Raw genomic sequence first — 19111 nt, forward strand, 5'->3', positions numbered from 1 at the left:
ACCTGGAAAGGTGCGGGCCGGAAGTTTTTGTCAGAAGCGTTGGGCTTGCGGTCAGTCCTGCTCGATGCCGAGGCTGATGCCGCGTGATGCGAGCCAGGGGAGGGGGTCGATCTTGTTCTCGCCGGCGAGGTGAACCTCGAAGTGAAGGTGGGGGCCGGTGGAGAAGCCGCGGTTGCCGACAGTGGCGATCTGGTCGCCGGCCATGACCTGCTGACCGACGGTGACGGTGGACGTGTCGATGTGGCCGTAGACGGTGATCGTTCCGTCTGCGTGCTGTAGGCGTACCCACATGCCGAATCCGGAAGCCGGACCTGAATCGATGACCTTGCCGTCGGCGACTGCGACGATGGGCGTCCCGATCGGGGCGGCGATGTCGACGCCCGCGTGCAGGGTGCCCCAGCGGGTGCCGAAGTTGGACGTGAACGTGCCGACTGCCGGCAGGACGAACAGCGGGCGACGGGCAGCTGCTTCGCGTGCTGCGCGCTCGTCACTGAAACGCTGGCCCTTGGCAAGCAGGTTGCTGAACTGGGAGAGGTCGGTCGGTGCTGCGACGTTGAGGACCTGGGGAGCGTCGGCCTCGGTGGTGGCTGCCGTGGAGGTGGCCGGAGCGAACTGAGCGGCCTGCGGTTCTGCGGTGGTGCCGATCGCGGAGGACTCGTTGGCGAGTGCAACTTCCGAGTGGTCGGCGGCGGAAGAGGAACCGTCGTTGACAACTGCCTGGCCCGCGGCGACAACTGCGCCGGCTGCAACTGCCAGAACGGCGGCGCGGCCCTTGAGAGCAGAGGGAGGGGTGGGGAGTCGGTGAGCACCGCTGCGGCGAACCGGAGATTCGACATCGACTGTCGGTGCGGAGGAGGCGTAAGTGGGGGTGCTGATCACGTCGGACTCGACGAACTCGTGAGAGTCGGAATCTGACGACGTGGAGGATGAATTTCGAGTGAACATATCGGTAGAGATCTCAGAACTTTTGGTCTCGGTGTAACGCCTGGCCGAGTGCGTTGGATAAGTGGTCGTGACCTCGTCTGGAGCTGAGTTCGAGAACCTACTAGCGGTGAACTGGCTGCGGTGATGCATATGCCGGTTCTCTCCTCGAGTTCGTGATCAGCCCGTGACTTAGACCGACTGACGGTAACGAAATGATTGCGATGGGCGCAAGCCGTAGCGGAAACCTGTCCGATTATGTGACGTGCCTCACAGCTTGACCTGGGAATATGTCGATACGGGCAAAACGGACGAATCATCTCGTTTCGTGATCACGCGTGTCACAACCGGATCACCGGTCCATTCAGGCACTACCGTCGATCGAGTGTCCACAACACCTGGAACTACGTYGCAGGCGCGTTTCGACGACCCCGGAGTGAAGTCCGGGGCGCCACTCGCGGCGGTAATCGGACTGCTCGGTGCCGTCGGAGTGGCGGCCAGCCCCGTCGTCGGAGTCGGGAGTGGCCGCGGGGTCGACACGACGGGGGCTCTTGCTTCTGCCGCTCTCTTCGCGGCCGTCTGCACGATCATCGTGCCGTTGGTTGCAGTGCTCACCTCGGGCCGCAGGCCCGCCTTGGCCGGTGGACTCCTGGCCGGTATCGGAGCGGTGTCGCTCGGAGCGGCAATTCTCGACGTCCAGTTGTTCGTCGACGCAATCGATGCAAACCGCTTGGACCTTTTCCGTCCGATTTCGGCGGGTTCGATCGATGCGGGTCCGGGCGCTTATCTCGCGCTCGCGGGACACTGCCTTCTTGTCCTGTCCGGGGTGCTCGGACTTGTCGCTGTCCATCGTGAATCGGAACGGGACGGATACGGCAGCGCTCGCGCCGCGGAATTCGACGGGCGATCGGTTGGCGGACGGATCGGCGCGTGGCCGACAGCGCTGCTGATTCTGGCCGCAGTGGTGTTCGTGCTCTCCCTGTTCGGTCCTTCCTTCAGTTCGCAGGATCCGATCTTTCTGGTCAAACCGCTCGTCGACTCGGTGTCGGCCACCGCCGTCGGTACAGGATTGGTGGGCGTCGTGGTGCTCGTTGCGGTCGCGGCGGCGTTGACGTCCATCTCGCTGCCGGTGGGCTGCGGCGCCCTGATCGGTGTCGGCCTCGGCGCACTCGCAGTCAGTGGAACCAGGGTGGTGGCTGGGTTCGCGGCCGGCGATCGGATCGGCGTCGGTTCGGGATCCGTGGTCGGGGCACTGGCCGCCGTGGTCATCGTCGTGATCGGAGTTTCAGCGCCTTACCTCGCATCCAGGCGTGAAACGGATGCGATTCCCGCTGAAAGTGTGGTCCGCGCGCCTGCGAAGACAACAAAGGGTGCGCTCAAGGCAGCGATGGTGGCTCAGTCCCGGGCGGCGCAAGCGCGGGTGAACAGACTTCACCGCGTTGCCGGTACCGCCGCAATCATCACTGCGGCTGTTGCGGGCGTCGGCTCGGCTTTGCCTGTCCTGTCGTTGCCGGATGGAATCCCGGAGCCGTCGATGCTGTCGTCTCGAGTTGTCCTGCTCGCGGCTGCCGTATTGCTCCTCGCCGCGCTGGGCCTGTTTGCCCCGGGCCGCGCCGCCGTGGTGCGTCCGGCCGTCGGAGTGCTGTGGACCACCGTCGTGATGGGCGTCGCGGCTGTCATGCAGTCGGCGRTCATCGCGACGGACGTACCAGGCGTCGGGTTAGGTGCCGGCGCCTTCGTGCTTTGTGGCGCGGCTTTCCTCGCTGCGGCGACGGGACTGCTCGTCTGGCTGGCGGGAAGCGCAGAACGTGAAGACGTCGACACGTCGTTAGACGGCGGTTCGAGAGGGCTGGTGCTTCTCGTCGGTGGGATCGGCGCAGTCGCAGTCCTGATCGGGACCGCGCTTCCCCTCTATCGGGGTGACGCCTACACAGCGGCGTCAGTTCTGGAGTGGCCGTGGGGAATTGACGTCTGGGGGCAACTGCTCGTCGGCGTCACCGTCGTGATCGCCGCTGTGATCGCAGCGTCTGCGCGGCCGGCTCGAGGCGCGGCATTGCTGATCGGATCTGCCGTGGCAGCTCTGGTGTACGTCAGTGAGTGGCCGCTCACGTCATCGCGCATATCGGACGCAACCGTGGGGGTGGGTGCGATCACAGCGGCCACGGGCATAGTGTTGCTTCTCGTTGCAGCGTTCTCGAGCGCAAGAATCAGTGAGACTGATGCTTGACAAATTCGGTGTGGCCACCTTGCTCGATCGGTGAGGCGTGCCTCATTGCGCATTTGCGCGTGACTTGGGCCACATAGCATCAGTGCGGGCGCAAACCGAACGCGGCAACTGGTTAAAGTCCAGAACAGACCCGCTCCTACCCCTCGAGCGGGTGACAACGCAGACGAGACGGTGAGCAGATGGATCTCTTCGAATACCAGGCGAAGGAACTCTTCGCCAAGCACGGAGTGCCGACTTCGGCTGGACGTGTTACAGACACAGTCGCCGGCGCACGCGAGATTGCCGAAGAAATCGGTAAGCCCGTGATGGTGAAGGCACAGGTCAAGGTAGGCGGCCGCGGCAAGGCCGGTGGCGTCAAGTACTCGCCCGACGTGGATGCCGCAGTGGCAAACGCCGAGGCAATCCTGGGCCTGGACATCAAGGGCCATGTCGTCAAGAAGCTGCTGGTCGCAGAGGCAAGTGACATTGCCGAGGAGTACTACATCTCCTTCCTGCTCGACCGCACCAACCGCACCTACCTGGCCATGTGCTCGGTAGAGGGTGGCGTCGAGATCGAGGTCACCGCCGAGGAGAACCCCGACGCTCTCGCCAAGATCCCCGTCGACGCAGTCAAGGGCGTCGACCTCGCGTTCGCGCGCAGCATCGCCGAGGCAGGAAAGCTGCCCGCAGAGGTGCTCGACGCAGCGGCCGTCACGATCCAGAAGCTGTGGGAGGTCTTCATCAACGAGGACGCACTCCTCGTCGAGGTCAACCCCCTCGTTCGCACGCCTGACGATCAGATCCTCGCCCTCGACGGCAAGGTCACCCTCGATGAGAACGCGGCGTTCCGTCAGCCCGGCCACGAGGCATTCGAGGATCGCGACGCTACCGATCCCCTCGAGCTCAAGGCCAAGGAAAACGACCTCAACTACGTCAAGCTCGACGGTGAGGTCGGAATCATCGGCAACGGCGCAGGCCTGGTCATGTCCACCCTGGACGTCGTCGCATACGCCGGCGAGAACCACGGTGGCGTCAAGCCCGCCAACTTCCTCGACATCGGCGGCGGAGCTTCCGCTGCAGTCATGGCTGCCGGCCTCGACGTCATCCTGAACGACGCACAGGTCAAGAGCGTGTTCGTCAACGTCTTCGGCGGCATCACCGCGTGTGACGCAGTTGCCAACGGCATCGTCGGCGCACTGAAGACCCTGGGCGACGAGGCCAACAAGCCGCTCGTCGTTCGCCTGGACGGAAACAACGTCGAAGAGGGTCGTCGCATCCTCGCCGAGGCCAACCACCCGCTGGTCACGGTCGTCGCAACCATGGACGAGGCCGCCGACAAGGCCGCCGAACTCGCTCACGCAGCGAAGTAAGGGACTCACAGAACAATGGCAATCTTCCTCACCAAGGATTCAAAGGTCATCGTCCAGGGCATCACCGGCGGCGAGGGCACCAAGCACACCGCTCTGATGCTCAAGGCCGGCACCCAGGTCGTCGGCGGCGTCAACGCTCGCAAGGCCGGCACCACGGTCTCGCACGTTGCTGCTGACGGTTCCCCTGTCGAGCTCCCCGTCTTCGCGACGGTCGAAGAGGCAATCAAGGAGACCGGCGCAGACGTCTCCATCGCATTCGTTCCCCCGGCCTTCTCGAAGGACGCCATCGTCGAGGCCATCGACGCGGAGATCCCGCTCCTCGTGGTCATCACCGAGGGCATCCCGGTTCAGGACTCCGCTTACGCTTGGGCGTACAACGAGTCCAAGGGCAAGAAGACGCGCATCATCGGACCGAACTGCCCCGGCATCATCACCCCGGGTGAGGCCCTCGTCGGCATCACGCCCGCCAACATTGCAGGCACCGGCCCCATCGGCCTGGTCTCCAAGTCGGGCACCCTGACCTACCAGATGATGTACGAACTCCGTGACTTCGGCTTCTCCACCGCCATCGGCATCGGCGGCGACCCGGTCATCGGAACCACCCACATCGACGCCATCGAGGCGTTCGAGAAGGATCCCGAGACCAAGGTCATCGTGATGATCGGTGAAATCGGTGGCGACGCGGAAGAGCGTGCAGCCGATTACATCAAGGCCAACGTCACCAAGCCGGTCGTCGGCTACGTGGCTGGCTTCACCGCTCCCGAAGGCAAGACCATGGGCCACGCAGGCGCCATCGTCTCCGGTTCCTCGGGAACGGCTCAGGCAAAGCAGGAAGCTCTCGAAGCTGCAGGCGTGAAGGTCGGCAAGACGCCGTCCGCCACTGCTGCTCTCGCTCGCGAGATTCTTCAGTCCCTGTAAGGGGCTTCGCCCCCGTGCGTGGTTAGGGAGTCTCCGGACTCCTTAACCACGCACAGTGGTATCGACCCACATCGACCCGGCAGGTTCCAACTGCCCGGCACCGGATGTGATGGATGCGACGATCGAGTCGAGATCGTCGGCGTCACCGGCGGCGAGCGTCATCACCGCCTTCGATCCGTACGTAGTTCCGAGCACCGAGACGCCCCGCGCTCTCAGTTCCGCTTCCACCCGACCGGCCTCTGAGTGCCGGATCGCCAAAGTGCGCAGGATCTTCCTCTCCCTGGCCACAAGCTCGGCCGAATCGAGAGCAACCGAGACGGCTCCCGAATACGCGCGGACCAATCCACCGGCGCCGAGCTTGATTCCGCCGAAGTAGCGCGTGACGACAACAATCACATCGACCAGATCTCGAGACTTGAGAACCTGAAGCATCGGCACCCCAGCTGTCCCGCCTGGTTCGCCGTCGTCGTGTGCACGCTCGACGCGTGAGTTCGCTTCGTATCCGATCACGAAAGCCGAACAATGATGGCGCGCATCGGGATACAGCGACTTCTGCTCCGCGACGAACTCCGTGGCGGCTTCGGCGTCGTCGATCCGGCGAAGCGCGGCGATGAATCGTGAGTGCTTCACCTCGGTTTCGACGACATGGTCGGCGCCGGGCGCGAGGGTGAAGGGCATCTGCCCATTGTCTCCTGTCGGTGTTAGCGTGCGAAGTCGAGACACATACGCTGGTAACCATCGAAGACCGTCTACGAGGAGAAGTCATGACGTTCACGCCGCAAGGGCCCAGCTTCGGGCCACCGAATCAGCCGGCAGCGGGCGGTGGAACCAAGAATCTCGGATTCATCCTGCTCATCGCCGTCGCGGCACTCGGCCTGATCAATTTCCTACTCGGTTTTGCGCCTTTCACGTCGATCAGTGGAAGCAGCAGCGGCATCGGTAGCGGTCTGGACACCAGTTCGAGCTTCTTCGAGTCGAGCATCTACGGCCTCGGATTCGTTTTCGCCGGCGGTGTGGTCGCAGGCGTATCGCTCCTCCCGAAGCAGTCGTATGCAGGTATTGCCGCAGCGCTCACCCTCACGGGTTTCTTCGCTTTGGTGTTCGCCGCGTTCTCCGTAGGTACCAGCGACTACGTCGACATCAGCCTCGGTTGGGGTCTGATCATCGTGCTGATCCTCTCGTTCGTGCAGACGGTCGTCGCAGTCGCCGCGTTGTTGTTCGAGATCGGAATCCTGAAGGCTCCCGCGCCGCGTCCGGTAGCTCAGCAGTACGGTCAGCCGCAGGGCTATGGCCAGCCCCAGGGCCAGGCGCCGGGGCAGGCGCCAGGTCAGCCACAGGGATATGGACAGGCTCAGTACGGCCAGCCGCAGCAGGCTCAGCAGCCGGGCCAGTACCAGCAGAATCCGCAGTACGGGCAGGCGCAGCAGCAGGGATACGGGGGAGCGCACGCCGCCCCCGCCGACCCGACTGCTTCGCAGCCGCCTTACGGCCAGACTGCGTCTCCCTACGGTCAGAACCCGGTGCAGAATCCCGCACAGACCGACTCGGCCGCGACGACGTCGTCTTACTATCCGCTGACCTCGCAGCCCGCGAGTCAGCCGAACCCGAGTTACTCGTCGGATCAGTTCACCGCTCCGCGCGGTTACGGCCAGCCGTACAACCAGCAGCAGACTGGCTCGACCGAGCAGCCGACGGGCTTCGAGCCGCCCACTTTCGAAGCGCCGACGCCGTCTGCTGAGCCTGACCAGGGCAGCAGCGATTCCGCGGCCGAGACCAAGGTCTTCGGCTCGCAGAACCCCGACGAGCGTCAGCAGTAGTACTACTTCGTTTCACGAACATGAATGTGGCCTCCGACCCGCTGCGGGTGGAGGCCACATTCCGTGAGCCCGACGGCGCGCCTGAGTGCGCGGCGCACTATCGAGTGAAACCCTCGAGGGGATGAGTTCTTTGATTGATGGCACCCGGTCCCGTCCCGCGTCCTCACGACCCGGACGTGGTCGTACTGGCGGCGGCCGCGTCGGCGGCGGTCGCCCGGCACCGAACCCGGACCTGGCGCGCAAGCTGCTGACGGTCGCCTTCCGGCCGTCGGGTCTGACGATGCTGCTGATCGCGGCTGTCGTTGTGGTCACCTTGGTATCGGCGAGCAGCGACCTGACCGGAACTTTCGGCGCCATTGCCACCACATGGTTGGTCATCCACCAGGTGCCGGCGACTATCAGCGGCGTCCAACTCGGTGTACTGCCTTTGCTTCCGACGGCCGTCATGATGTGGGTGGTTGCACGCCGATGCGCGTCGACTGCGGTGCACACCGACTCCCGTGACGACACCCTCCGCCTGGTGGGGGCCGCGGTAGCCGGACCGTTGACTATCACGGCAATCGCTCTCGCCGTGGTTGCCGACGCCTCCGCAGCCATTCCGCTGTCTAGCCCCAACACGTTGGCTGCTTTCGGCTGGGTCGCCGGGATTCACCTGATCGCCGCGTCCGTCGGTGTTGCTGCTGCGCACTGGGATCGGGTCGTCGCCGAGATTCCGCCGTGGGCATCTGCCGCTCTTCGACCGGCAACGGCTGCGTCGGCAGCGCTGTTGGCTGCGGGCGCCGTGGCCGTCGTGGTGTCACTACTCGTGTCGTGGTCGACGGTCGGTGACCTACTCGCGCGCGGCAACGGGTTTGTCGGCGTACTGGGATTAACGGTGTTGTCGCTGCTCTATCTGCCGAACCTCGTGGTCGGCGCAGCCGCGGTGATGACGGGATCGACGGCCGATTTCGGCAATGTCTCCATCAGCGTGTTCGGCAACATCGGCGGTGACCTGCCACCCTTGCCCCTTCTCGGAGCGATTCCGGAAGGCGTCGCCGGTGGAATCTGGCCCGTGTTGTTGATCGTTCCGGCAGCGGTGGGCATGATGCTCGGCCGTGATTGCGCTCGACGCATCGCCGGGCAGGACAGTGTGCTCGCAGTGCTGACGGCAGCTGCCGGTGCCGGCGTCGTCATGGCGCTGCTCGCTCTTGCTGCCGGGGGAGACCTCGGGCAGTTCGGCACCGTCGAGGTCCTGTGGTGGGGCTTCGGTCTTCTGACCTTTGCGTGGCTGGGATTGTTCGGAACGGTCTCGGCGCTGTTCGCGATGTGGTTCTCACACCGCGGACACATGAAGGACGAGGTTGCGCCCCCGACGGCTGAACCGGCTCGAACAGTCGAGCCCGAACTTGCGATCACGGCCGCGGCCACACCGGAAGACGAGGACGACGAGAACACGGGCGAAGTGCTGGCCCAGGAATCTGCGGTCGTTGTCACCAAGGTCGTCGAAGCGGAAATCGTCGAGGAATCAGGCGAACCCGTGCAGGTAGTGACAGAGGAAACCGTCGAGATCGAAGTAGTCGACGCCGAGGTTGTCGCGGCACCCGAGGCGGACCCCACAGCCGACTCCGCAGCCGGGGCCGAGCCGGAGACCGACCTGCCCTCGAAGCCGCAGAAGTCCAGCGACTAGGCTGTCATGCGGCCGATACTCCGGCCGCATCATCTTCCAGTTCTCAGGAGTAGTGCGCTGACTGCCTCGGCCGACAATCCGCAGCCGACAATGCCCGACGGGGTCCAATTTCGCGACTCGATCGCGCGGGTAGTCGTACTCGCTTCCGGCGCGGGAACCCTGCTGACTTCGCTGATCGAGGCTTCGCACGCCGAGGGATACCCGGCCGAGATCGTTGCCGTCGGGGTAGATCGTGACTGCCTCGCCGCCGAGCACGCTGCGGATTCGAAGATCCCGTCCTTCAAGGTCTCGATCAAGACTTATGAAAATCGTGCCGCCTGGGACGAGGCGCTGACAGCAGCGGTGGCCGAGCACGAACCCGATCTCGTGGTCAGTGCAGGCTTCATGAAAATCCTCGGCCCCAGCTTTCTCGCGCGTTTCGGCGGCCGAATCATCAACACTCATCCCGCGTTGCTGCCTGCCTTTCCCGGCGCGCACGCGGTTCCCGACGCTCTGGCGTACGGCGTGAAGGTCACCGGTTCCACGGTGCATCTCGTCGACGGCGGAGTTGATACCGGGCCGATCTTGGCGCAGGAAGCTGTGCCGGTGCATGACGACGACACCGAGTCTTCGTTGCATGAACGCATCAAAATTGTGGAGCGACGGTTGTTGGCGGACGTCATCGCCGCTGTTGCTACGCGCGGAGTGGTTTCCGATGGACGAAAGGCCGTGATCCCCAGTGAGTGAACGCAAGGCTGTGCGCCGTGCACTTGTCAGCGTCTACGACAAGAGTGGTCTGATCGAGCTGGCCACGGGCCTGCACGAGGCCGGTGTCGAGTTGGTCTCGACCGGTTCGACCGCGTCGAAGATTGCCGACGCCGGAATCCCCGTGACGCCGGTCGAGGCTCTGACCGGATTCCCGGAATGCCTCGAAGGCCGCGTGAAGACGCTGCATCCGCGCGTCCATGCCGGCGTTCTCGCCGATACCCGCAAGCCGGATCACCTCGCTCAGCTCGAGGAACTCGGCATCGCGACCTTCGAATTGGTCGTCGTGAACCTGTACCCCTTCACCGAGACGGTTGCCTCGGGCGCTAGCCCGGACGAGTGCGTCGAGCAGATCGACATCGGTGGCCCGTCGATGGTGCGTGCTGCAGCCAAGAACCATCCGTCGGTTGCCGTCGTGGTCGATCCGGCTCGTTACGCCGATGTCCTGACTGCCGTTGCCGGTGGCGGATTCACCTTGCGTGAGCGCACTGTGCTTGCGGCGCAGGCGTTCCAGCACACTGCGTCGTACGACGTCGCTGTTGCAAGCTGGATGACGAGCACGATCGCAGCTGACGAGGACGGTTCGCTGTTCCCCGCCTGGGTCGGTGCTACCTGGAACCGCAGCGCTGTCCTTCGCTACGGCGAGAACCCGCACCAGGATGCCGCGCTGTACGAAAACCCGGCTGCGCCTGCAGGTTTGGCTCAAGCAGAGCAGTTGCACGGCAAGGAGATGTCGTACAACAACTACACGGACTCCGACGCAGCGTGGCGTGCAGCTTACGACTTCACTGATCCGGCCGTCGCAATCATCAAGCACGCCAACCCGTGTGGCATCGCCATCGGCACCGACATTGCCGACGCCCACCGCAAGGCGCATGCTTGTGATCCGGTCAGTGCTTTCGGTGGTGTCATCGCAGCCAACCGTGAGGTCACCGTCGAACTGGCAGAGCAGATCGCCGATATCTTCACCGAGGTTGTCATCGCGCCCTCGTACGAAGACGGGGCTGTCGAGGTTCTGCAGCGTAAGAAGAACATTCGTGTTCTGAAGGCTGCCGCTCCGACCGCTACCGGAATCGAACTGCGTCCGATCTCTGGCGGTACCTTGCTCCAGCAGCGCGACGTTCTGGACGCTGACGGCGACAACCCGGCCAACTGGACTCTCGCCAACGGTGAGGCTGCAGATGCCGAGACTCTCGCTGACCTCGAATTTGCTTGGCGTGCCAGCCGATCGGTGAAGTCAAACGCGATCCTGCTGGCCTCCGGCGGCGCGTCCGTCGGCGTCGGTATGGGCCAGGTCAACCGCGTCGATGCAGCGCATCTTGCTGTTCAGCGAGCCGGTGACCGCGTCGTAGGGTCGGTTGCGGCCTCGGACGCGTTCTTCCCGTTCCCCGACGGTCTGCAGGTTCTTCTCAACGCCGGCGTCAAGGCTGTTGTGCAGCCGGGTGGTTCGGTTCGCGACAACGAGGTGATTGCCGCGGCCAAGGAAGCCGGTGTCACTCTTTATCTGACCGGTGCGCGCCACTTCGCGCACTGACTTTCTGCTTCGGTAGCGGGCCTCGACTCCTCAACGGGAGTTCGGGGCCCGTTCTGCTTTCAGGCCGGCCCGGTTCTTTCAGGCTGCGCTGCTGTGGGTGCCCTGGAGTTCGCGGGGTGAGCCGGTGATGACCACGCGTGAGGCTCCGCGACTGCGGATCTCGCTGATCAGTGCGCCGAGGGTGGCTTCGTGGGCAGCATCGGAGTGCGAAAGATCCAGGGTGACGGCGTATCCGGTGAGGTCACCGGGCAGATCGACATACGGCGGCGCGATGGACAGTTGGTTGACTCGAAGTTTCATCTGGTGCTCCTGCGTGTGAAAGGTAAAAGAAAAGGCACCCGAGGCGTTTGCCCTGGGTGCCCGAGAACGAATCCGGTGAAACTGGGGATCATTCTCGGGGTACACCGCGCTTGTTGCCCATGTGCTTGGCCGACATTGCGGCCGAAAAAATGTGCTTGCCTGCGGTGCAGCTGCGCCACGCAGGTACGGATGCAAAGTTCGGGTGTAGCGACATGACGTCCGTTCCTTTCTGTGTGGCGTTGCTGGTTAATGGATGACCGTACAGCACGGATCGAGGGTTCGCACCAATAAAAAGCGCCGCGAACGTAAACTCCGGGTGACTTCTGTCCCCGGGTTCGCTGGATTGAGAGAGCCTTTGTTGCAGGTCAGGCGTAGAAAGCAGAAGTCCCTCCGCGATGGTTCGCGGAGGGAACTTTCTACCCGGAAAAGAGGACGTTCGGTCTGTACGTGATCAGGAGAACGAGCGGACCCACGCTGTGAAGGGCTCCGCGAACTCTGCCGAGTACGGAAGCGGAGCGACGTAGTCGGCCCCGGTGGACTGTTCTTCGCCGATGTCCTTGAGCACGAAGTTGGCGTTGCGCATCCGCACTGAAGTCAGCGCGGTATGTGAGAGCGCGGCGTCGAGTGCCGCGACGTCGGAGGGAATTACTTGGATGTCCTTGTCCGAGCAGCTGGTGAGAACGGGCATGCCTGCCGGCAGCGCCGTTACGAGCGCAACCGGGTCCAGTGCGTCTTCCTCGGCGAGTGCCTTGGCATTGGCGTGAACGAGTCCCGCGTTCTGCAGCGGTTCGGGTAGATCATCCGGAACCGTGCCCTCGGTCCGAAGAGACTCGACGGCGTCGGCGAGCGCTACGCGCAGTTCGTCAGCCAGTTCGACCGGCAACTGTCCGGCGCCGACGACGGCGTCGAGCTGGCGGTGAATCTGCGTCGTGAGTAGATCGAGAAGCCTGACGCTCAGTGGCTCGAGCAGTGCGAGGGCGCTGACTCTTGTGCCCTCTTTCGCCGTGGCAAGTGCCAGCGCGACGACGGCGCCGTCGCTGTGTCCGACGACGAACAGTCGCTCGGGATCGACGCCGGGTTGTCCGGCGAGGTAGTCAAGTCCGTCGGAGGCGGCGTCGACGAATGTGTTGAAGCCGAGATCGGCGATGTCCTCGATCTCGTAGTCGCCGAGGGCGGTTTCGCCGCTGCCGAGCTTGTCGTAACGCAGGCTTGAAATGCCTTGATTTTCAAGAAGATCCGCGATGAACCGCAGAGTTCCGATGTCGCCTTCGAGGAGTGCGCTGTCGCCGTTTCGGTCGGTGGGGCCGCTGCCGGCCAGAATCAGCGCGGCCGGCGCCGGGGAGTCGGGTGAGGCTGCCAGGCGAAGACTCCCGTACAGGGTGACGTCGCCGGATTGGAACGAGATCTCGGTGTCGGACATGACGACTTGTCTACCAGGTCCACAGATTCAGGCGGTGCGCAGACTCCGGACACGTCGCCATCCGCGCCAACTGAACCACAAGAGTGCGGCGAGCAGCGGAATGATCAGGAGCGGCAAGATCATCGCGATCAACGAGGTGAAGAAAGTCAGCACATCCTCGATGACGGAGACGACGGGATTCGCCAGTCCACCGGTAGTGGCCGTACTGACCGCGCGAGTGCCGGTCTGGGCGGCGCTGAACGTCAGCGCCGTCGGCGCTCCGACGATGATGCCCGCCAACGCGGCCATCGCAGGGTCGAGATGGCTGAAGGCCGCCCAGGCCGCGATCACTCCGGCGATGGGCCCGGTGACGTTCCCGATCACCGAGAGTGCGTTGTCCACGAAGGGAATGAGGTCGGCACCCAGTTCGACCACCGCGGCTATTGCCAATGCCGCCAGCGCGCCGGTGGATCCGATCCACCGCATCGACTCGCCGACGGTGATCCCGAACAGTTCGAAGTGGACGGCAGCGCTGAGCATCAGCAGCGGCAGGAAGGTTCGCATTCCGGACGCTGCGGCGAGTCCGAGACCGAGCATGGCGGGCAACACCCAGGTATCCATGGGTGGAGTTTAGGTCTACTGTGCGCCTTTATTAACCGCCGGCGGTTAATAAAGGCGCACAGCAAAGTCTCGGAAAGGACCTTTCATGGCGACAAACCCGCAGCCGATGTTCTTCCTCAACCTGCCCGTCAAGGACCTCGGCAAGGCCACCACCTTCTACGAGGGCCTCGGATACTCCAAGAACACGCAGTTCTCCGACGAGAATGCGTCGTCGATGGTCATCAGTGACACCATCGTCGTGATGCTGTTGGCCGAGCCCTTCTTCAAGACCTTCACCACCAAGGGCATTGCCGACACCTCGACGTCGACGGAAGCGCTGCTCGGTCTCTCGGCCGAGACCCGTGAGGCCGTCGACACCCTCGTCGACAAGGCGCTCGCGACCGGCGGTTCCGAAGGAAACGCGACGCAGGATCACGGCTTCATGTACAGCCGCAGCTTCCAGGATCCCGATGGCCACATCTGGGAAATCATCTGGATGAATCCCGAGAACATCGAGGGCTGAGCGACCGAACTTCCTCGGCGAGAGGCGAAACCCCGCAAACACTCGTAGCGTGGAGTGGTGACTGTCGCAAAAACCCTCGGAGAGCTACGCGCCTCCGGACACGTACAGCGAAGTGTCAAGGAAGAACTACGAGAGAACCTTCTCGCCGCGTTGCGGGACGGCCGTGACCCCTGGCCCGGGATAGTCGGGTTCGAGGACACGGTCGCCCCGCAACTCGAGCGGGCGCTGATCGCCGGCCACGACGTGGTTCTGCTCGGCGAACGAGGTCAAGGAAAGACGAGGTTGCTTCGCACTCTCGGGCTCCTGCTCGACGAGTGGACTCCCGTCATCGAAGGCTCGGAACTGGGGGAGCACCCGTACGAGCCGATCACACCGGCTTCGATACGTCGAGCCAAGGAACTGGGTGACGACCTCCCGATCGCCTGGCGACACCGCAGCGAGCGGTACTCCGAGAAACTGGCAACGCCGGACACCTCGGTCGCCGACCTGATCGGCGATGTCGACCCGGTCAAGGTGGCCGAGGGTAGGAGCCTCGGCGATCCGGAGACCATTCACTTCGGTCTCGTGCCCCGCGCGCATCGCGGAATCGTGGCCATCAACGAGCTTCCCGACCTCGCCGAGCGCATCCAGGTCTCCTTGCTCAACGTGATGGAAGAGCGGGACATCCAGGTCCGCGGGTACACGCTTCGGCTTCCGTTGGACGTCCTTCTGGTCGCGAGCGCGAACCCTGAGGACTACACCAACCGCGGGCGCATCATCACACCGCTCAAGGACCGCTTCGGCGCCGAGATCCGCACTCACTACCCCGTCGAGTTGGCGGGCGAGATCGCGGTGATCGAGCAGGAGGCGCACCTGGCCGCGGAGGTGCCTGACTACCTTCTCGAAATTCTTGCCAGGTTCACGCGCTTGCTACGCGAATCCACCTCGGTGGATCAGCGATCGGGTGTGTCGGCACGATTTGCCGTCGCCGGCGCGGAAACCGTCAGTGCAGCGGCGGTACGACGCGCGGCGGTGCTCGGCGAGGCCGATCCTGTTGCACGGCCCGTCGATCTCGAGTCCGTGGTCGAGGTTCTTCGCGGCAAGGTCGAGTTCGAATCCGGTGAAGAGGGACGGGAACTGGAGGTGCTCGAGCACCTGCTGCGTCGCGCGACCGCCGATACGGTTCGGGTACGACTCGGCGGAATCGACCTCGGGATGTTGGTTGCTGCTGTGGAGACGGGCAATACGATCGTCACCGGTGAATCTGTCACGGCCAAGGCGTTTCTCGACGAGCTTCCGGACCTCGAGGTCCTGGACGAAGTAGCCGAACGCCTCGGCGCGCAATCCGACGGCGAGCGTGCCGCCGGTGCCGAACTTGCCCTCGAAGGGCTTTACCTCGCGCGCCGGATCTCCAAAGATCAAGGCCCGGGCGGCCGCTCGGTGTATTCGTAAGGGGCAGTGATGATCCACAATCCGCGGTACGGGCCGTACGACGGTGGTCCCGATCCGCTGGCGCCTCCGGTAGATCTGCGCGATGCCTTGGCAGCAATCGGCGACGACGTGTTGTCAGGCACGTCGCCGCGCCATGCCCTCCGGGAACTCCTGCGCCGCGGAAACCGAGACATGCGCGGGCTCGACGACCTTGCTGCCCAGGCGAACCGGCGTCGACGTGAGCTGCTACGCCGCAACAATCTCGACGGAACGCTCGACGAGGTTCGTAAGCTTCTCGACAAGGCGGTGCTCGAAGAGCGCAAAGAACTGGCACGTGCTCTCGACGACGACGCACGATTCAACGAAATGCGGATCGAGGAGTTGCCACCGTCCACAGCTCAGGCCGTGCAAGATCTGGCCGACTACAACTGGCGCAGCGAACAGGCTCGCGCGGATTACGAGAAGATTCGTGATCTGCTCGGACGTGAGGTCCTCGATCAACGCTTCTCGGGAATGAAGCAGGCACTCGAGGGCGCTACCGACGAGGATCGTGAGCAGATTCGCCAGATGCTGGCAGATCTGAATCAACTGCTCGAGGCGCACTCTCGGGGCGTCGACACTCCGGAGCAGTTTGCGGAGTTCATGGACAAGCACGGGCAGTATTTCCCGGACAACCCGCGCAACGTCGACGAACTTCTGGATTCGTTGGCGCAGCGCGCGGCGGCCGCACAACGATTGCGTAACTCGCTCTCGCAGGAGCAGCGTGACGAGTTGGATGCGTTGGCGCAGCAGGCGTTCGGTGATCCGAGTCTGATGAGTGAGCTGAGTCAACTCGACCAGTTCCTTCAGGCGGCTCGGCCGGGTGAGGACTGGGAAGGTTCGCAACAGTTCCGCGGCGACAACGGAATGGGGTTGGGTGAGGGGACCGGTGCCCTGCAGGAAATCGCCGAGCTGGAATCGCTGGCAGATCAACTGTCGCAGCAGTATGCAGGCGCAGCGCTCGACGACATCGACCCCGAGCTACTCGCGCGGCAACTCGGCGACGAAGCGGCCGCTGATGCTCGCACCCTGGCCGATCTCGAAAAGGCTTTGCAGGAACAGGGTTTCTTCGATCGCGCACCAGACGGTCAATGGCGCTTGTCGCCCAAAGCCATGCGACAGCTCGGACAGACCGCTCTGCGTGACGTCGCCGGGCAACTGTCGTCGCGAACCGGTCAACGCGATACGCGTCGGGCAGGTGCGATGGGCGAACCGACCGGAGCTTCCCGCGAATGGGAGTTCGGGGACACCGAACCGTGGGACGTCACGAGAACCATCACCAACGCCGTCCTACGTGACCCTGGCCGAATGCCGGTGCGGCTGAGCATCGTCGATGTCGAGGTGGCCGAAACCGAACAGCGTAGTCAGGCTGCGGTGGCTCTGTTGGTGGACACGTCGTTCTCGATGGTGATGGAGGATCGGTGGGTGCCGATGAAGCGCACCGCTCTGGCACTCAATCATCTGGTGAGCACGCGGTTTCGCAGCGACGAGCTGCAGTTGATCGCCTTCGGACGCCACGCGCACGTACTGAGCCCGTCGGAGCTCGCCGGTTTGGACGGCGCGTGGGACCAGGGAACCAACCTGCACCACGCACTGTTGTTGGCGGCCAGACACCTTCGACGCCATTCCAATGCGCAGCCGGTGGTGTTGATCGTCACCGACGGTGAGCCGACGGCTCATCTCGAAGCGGACGGAGAAGCCAGGTTCGACTACCCGCCGAGTGCGCGAACCCTCGGTTTGACGGTTCGAGCACTCGACGCCGTGGCCAGGCTGGGCGCCAAGGTCACGTTCTTCCGTCTCGGTGAGGATCCAGGTCTGGCCAGGGTGGTCGACCGGATGGCGCACCGGGTGGGTGGACGCGTCATCGCGCCGGACCTGGACGGCCTCGGCGCAGCCGTCGTGAGTGACTACATGCGAGGTCGCCGTTAATTCTGCCGCCGTCAGTCTTGTTCAGCGGGCTGGTGCTGGGTGATGCAGTGGATGCCGCCGCCACGTTCGAACAGCGGTCTGGCGTCGACGGTGACGACAGTGCGTCCGGGGTAAGCGGCTGACAGGATCCGGGCCGCTTCGGCGTCGGCCGGATCGTCGAAGCTGCAGGCGATCACTCCACGGTTGACCACGAGATGGTTGATGTAGCTGTAGTCGACGAATCCCTCGTCGTCGCGCAGGATTTCGGGTGCAGGCACCCGAATGACCTTCCACGGCCGGCCGCCGACGTCCGTCGAGCTTTCGAACAACTCGATGATCGTCTTGCTGACGGCGTAGTCGGGGTGCACCGGATTGCGTTGGTCATGGACGAGTACCACTCCGGGTGAAGAGATGGCAGCGACGATGTCGACGTGTCCGCGCGTTCCGTAGGTCTCCTGATCGCGAGTCAACCCGCGGGGAAGCCAGATCACGTGCTTGGCGCCGATGGTGCGGGCGAGTTCGGCCTCGATGTCGGCCTTCGTCAGGTCGGGATTGCGCCCCGGATCGAGTTGGACGGTTTCGGTGACCAAGACGGTGCCGAGACCGTCGACCTGAATACCGCCGCCCTCGTTGATGATTGGTGAGTCGATCAACTGGGCACCGGATTGTTCGACGACAAATGCGCCGATCTTCGAGTCCTTGTCCCACTGCGCCCACCCCTGTGCGCCCCAGCCGTTGAACACCCAGTCGACTCCGCCGAGACGGCCTTCGTCGGACAGGACGAACGTCGGCCCGATGTCGCGCATCCACGCGTCGTTGAGAGGTGCCTCGACGATGTCGACCTTCTCGGACAGATACTTTCGTGCTTCTTCGACTTCGGCGGGATCGACGACGACGGTGACCGGCTCGAATTCGGCGACGGCGTGGGCGACGGCCGCCCACGTCGAGCGCGCTTCGTGCTGTTCCTCGGCGGTGTCGCCGAGGGAGTATCCGGCGCTGGGGTACGCCATCCAAGTGCGTTCGTGCGGTTCACTTTCCGCGGGCATTCGCCAGGTCATCGGTTGGCTCCCACAGTGTTCACCGGTGCGGTCAGAGCCGAGTAGGTGTCGGGTCGGCGAGTGGCCAGGAACGGGAACAGTGCAAGCCAGTCTTCACGTTGCCGAAGATCGAGATCGGCGACCAGCACTGCTGATTCGTCGCGGGGAGCCTGAACGAGGATGCGTCCGTACGGATCCGAGATGAAGGAAGAACCGTAGAAGGTGATGAGACCTTCACTGCCGTGGCGATTGGGAACAACCATGAAGGTGCCGTTGGCGATACCGTTTCCGACGATCACCTGCTGCCACAGCGGTTGGGTGTCGAAGTTCGGGTGATCGGGCTCGGAGCCGATCGCCGTCGGGTACACCAGAACCTGGGCGCCGGCGAGGGAGTATGCACGTGCGACCTCCGGGAACCACTCGTCCCAGCATGTCGGGAGGCCGAACTTCGCGCCGAGTGCCTCGTGGACGGGGTATGCGTCCTGCGCCGGACCGCCGCGGAAGTACGTGTCCTCGTAGTATCCGGCCGTCACCGGAATGTGGAGCTTGCGGGTTCTGGCGAGAAGCTCACCTTCGGGCGAGACGAGGATCGCGGTGTTGAATCCCAGTCCGTGCTCGGCCTCACTGCGCTCGTACAGCGATGCGTGGACGAGGACCTGGTTCGCGGCGGCGGCTTTGGCGGCGAAGGCGAGAGTGGGTCCGGTGAGCAGGTCTTCCGC

Annotated in this window: 17 protein-coding genes; 10 read left to right on the forward strand and 7 right to left on the reverse strand. The window is 64.0% G+C overall.

What is annotated here, in order from left to right; genetic code table 11:
• Window positions 1–51 precede the first annotated feature (51 nt).
• Window positions 52–1074, reverse strand: a complete 1023-nt coding sequence (locus AC1DWA_RS13950) for a M23 family metallopeptidase (protein WP_020970357.1) — start codon at window positions 1072–1074, stop codon at window positions 52–54.
• 232 nt (window positions 1075–1306) lie between these two features.
• Here AC1DWA_RS13950 and AC1DWA_RS13955 point away from each other — a divergent pair, with 232 nt between their 5' ends.
• The 3 genes from AC1DWA_RS13955 to sucD all read left to right on the forward strand — a co-directional run bounded on the left by AC1DWA_RS13955 (window position 1307) and on the right by sucD (window position 5415).
• Entirely contained in the window at window positions 1307–3148 is a 1842-nt protein-coding gene (locus tag AC1DWA_RS13955) for a hypothetical protein (RefSeq protein ID WP_477916723.1), read from the forward strand.
• A 179-nt stretch (window positions 3149–3327) separates the two neighbouring features.
• On the forward strand, window positions 3328–4497 hold the full coding sequence (gene sucC / locus AC1DWA_RS13960; RefSeq protein ID WP_019744753.1) for an ADP-forming succinate--CoA ligase subunit beta: 1170 nt from the start codon (window positions 3328–3330) through the stop codon (window positions 4495–4497).
• Window positions 4498–4512: 15 nt separating this feature from the next.
• Entirely contained in the window at window positions 4513–5415 is a 903-nt protein-coding gene (gene sucD, locus AC1DWA_RS13965; RefSeq protein ID WP_003946432.1) for a succinate--CoA ligase subunit alpha, read from the forward strand.
• A 42-nt stretch (window positions 5416–5457) separates the two neighbouring features.
• Here sucD and AC1DWA_RS13970 read toward each other — a convergent pair whose 3' ends face one another.
• Window positions 5458–6093 (reverse strand): IMPACT family protein, encoded by a 636-nt coding sequence (locus AC1DWA_RS13970; protein WP_020970355.1) that lies wholly within the window; start codon window positions 6091–6093, stop codon window positions 5458–5460.
• A gap of 86 nt (window positions 6094–6179) precedes the next feature.
• Between AC1DWA_RS13970 and AC1DWA_RS13975 the strand changes: the two genes are divergently transcribed.
• From AC1DWA_RS13975 to purH, 4 genes are all read left to right on the forward strand, one after another.
• On the forward strand, window positions 6180–7232 hold the full coding sequence (locus AC1DWA_RS13975; protein ID WP_021332301.1) for a DUF5336 domain-containing protein: 1053 nt from the start codon (window positions 6180–6182) through the stop codon (window positions 7230–7232).
• A 121-nt stretch (window positions 7233–7353) separates the two neighbouring features.
• Complete coding sequence (locus tag AC1DWA_RS13980; RefSeq protein ID WP_019744750.1) at window positions 7354–8898, forward strand: cell division protein PerM; 1545 nt, start codon at window positions 7354–7356, stop codon at window positions 8896–8898.
• Window positions 8899–8904: 6 nt separating this feature from the next.
• On the forward strand, window positions 8905–9624 hold the full coding sequence (gene purN, locus AC1DWA_RS13985) for a phosphoribosylglycinamide formyltransferase (RefSeq protein ID WP_019744749.1): 720 nt from the start codon (window positions 8905–8907) through the stop codon (window positions 9622–9624).
• Window positions 9617–11176: a bifunctional phosphoribosylaminoimidazolecarboxamide formyltransferase/IMP cyclohydrolase gene (gene purH, locus AC1DWA_RS13990; protein WP_003946407.1), complete on the forward strand. Its 1560-nt coding sequence runs from the start codon at window positions 9617–9619 to the stop codon at window positions 11174–11176. The genes purN and purH overlap by 8 nt, the downstream gene beginning before the upstream one ends.
• A gap of 78 nt (window positions 11177–11254) precedes the next feature.
• On the opposite strand, the gene AC1DWA_RS13995 is transcribed toward purH, so the two are convergent.
• The 3 genes from AC1DWA_RS13995 to AC1DWA_RS14005 all read right to left on the reverse strand — a co-directional run bounded on the left by AC1DWA_RS13995 (window position 11255) and on the right by AC1DWA_RS14005 (window position 13496).
• The gene (locus AC1DWA_RS13995) at window positions 11255–11476 is read right to left on the reverse strand and encodes a hypothetical protein (protein WP_003946391.1); all 222 of its coding nucleotides are present in this window, start codon (window positions 11474–11476) and stop codon (window positions 11255–11257) included.
• Window positions 11477–11927: 451 nt separating this feature from the next.
• Window positions 11928–12896: an alpha/beta hydrolase family protein gene (locus tag AC1DWA_RS14000; RefSeq protein ID WP_020908642.1), complete on the reverse strand. Its 969-nt coding sequence runs from the start codon at window positions 12894–12896 to the stop codon at window positions 11928–11930.
• Between the two features lie 27 nt (window positions 12897–12923).
• Complete coding sequence (locus AC1DWA_RS14005; RefSeq protein ID WP_097387063.1) at window positions 12924–13496, reverse strand: DUF4126 domain-containing protein; 573 nt, start codon at window positions 13494–13496, stop codon at window positions 12924–12926.
• Between the two features lie 85 nt (window positions 13497–13581).
• Between AC1DWA_RS14005 and AC1DWA_RS14010 the strand changes: the two genes are divergently transcribed.
• From AC1DWA_RS14010 to AC1DWA_RS14020, 3 genes are read left to right on the forward strand one after another with little or no spacing between them, the layout of a single operon-like run.
• The gene (locus AC1DWA_RS14010) at window positions 13582–13998 is read left to right on the forward strand and encodes a VOC family protein (RefSeq protein WP_019744746.1); all 417 of its coding nucleotides are present in this window, start codon (window positions 13582–13584) and stop codon (window positions 13996–13998) included.
• 54 nt (window positions 13999–14052) lie between these two features.
• Window positions 14053–15429, forward strand: a complete 1377-nt coding sequence (locus AC1DWA_RS14015) for an ATP-binding protein (protein ID WP_020908640.1) — start codon at window positions 14053–14055, stop codon at window positions 15427–15429.
• Between the two features lie 9 nt (window positions 15430–15438).
• Window positions 15439–17376 carry a vWA domain-containing protein gene (locus AC1DWA_RS14020; protein WP_477846268.1) on the forward strand — a complete coding sequence of 646 codons (1938 nt, stop codon included), beginning with the start codon at window positions 15439–15441 and terminating at the stop codon, window positions 17374–17376.
• Between the two features lie 11 nt (window positions 17377–17387).
• Here the strand turns inward: AC1DWA_RS14020 and AC1DWA_RS14025 are convergent, their stop codons facing one another.
• Together AC1DWA_RS14025 and AC1DWA_RS14030 are read right to left on the reverse strand one after the other, a co-directional pair.
• Window positions 17388–18413 carry an agmatine deiminase family protein gene (locus AC1DWA_RS14025; protein WP_019744743.1) on the reverse strand — a complete coding sequence of 342 codons (1026 nt, stop codon included), beginning with the start codon at window positions 18411–18413 and terminating at the stop codon, window positions 17388–17390.
• The coding region (locus AC1DWA_RS14030; protein ID WP_477916725.1) for a nitrilase-related carbon-nitrogen hydrolase at window positions 18410–19111 on the reverse strand (702 nt) is incomplete at its 5' end. The genes AC1DWA_RS14025 and AC1DWA_RS14030, both read right to left, overlap by 4 nt.

The sequence above is a fragment of the Rhodococcus sp. P4_F3_2 genome (assembly GCF_056401335.1).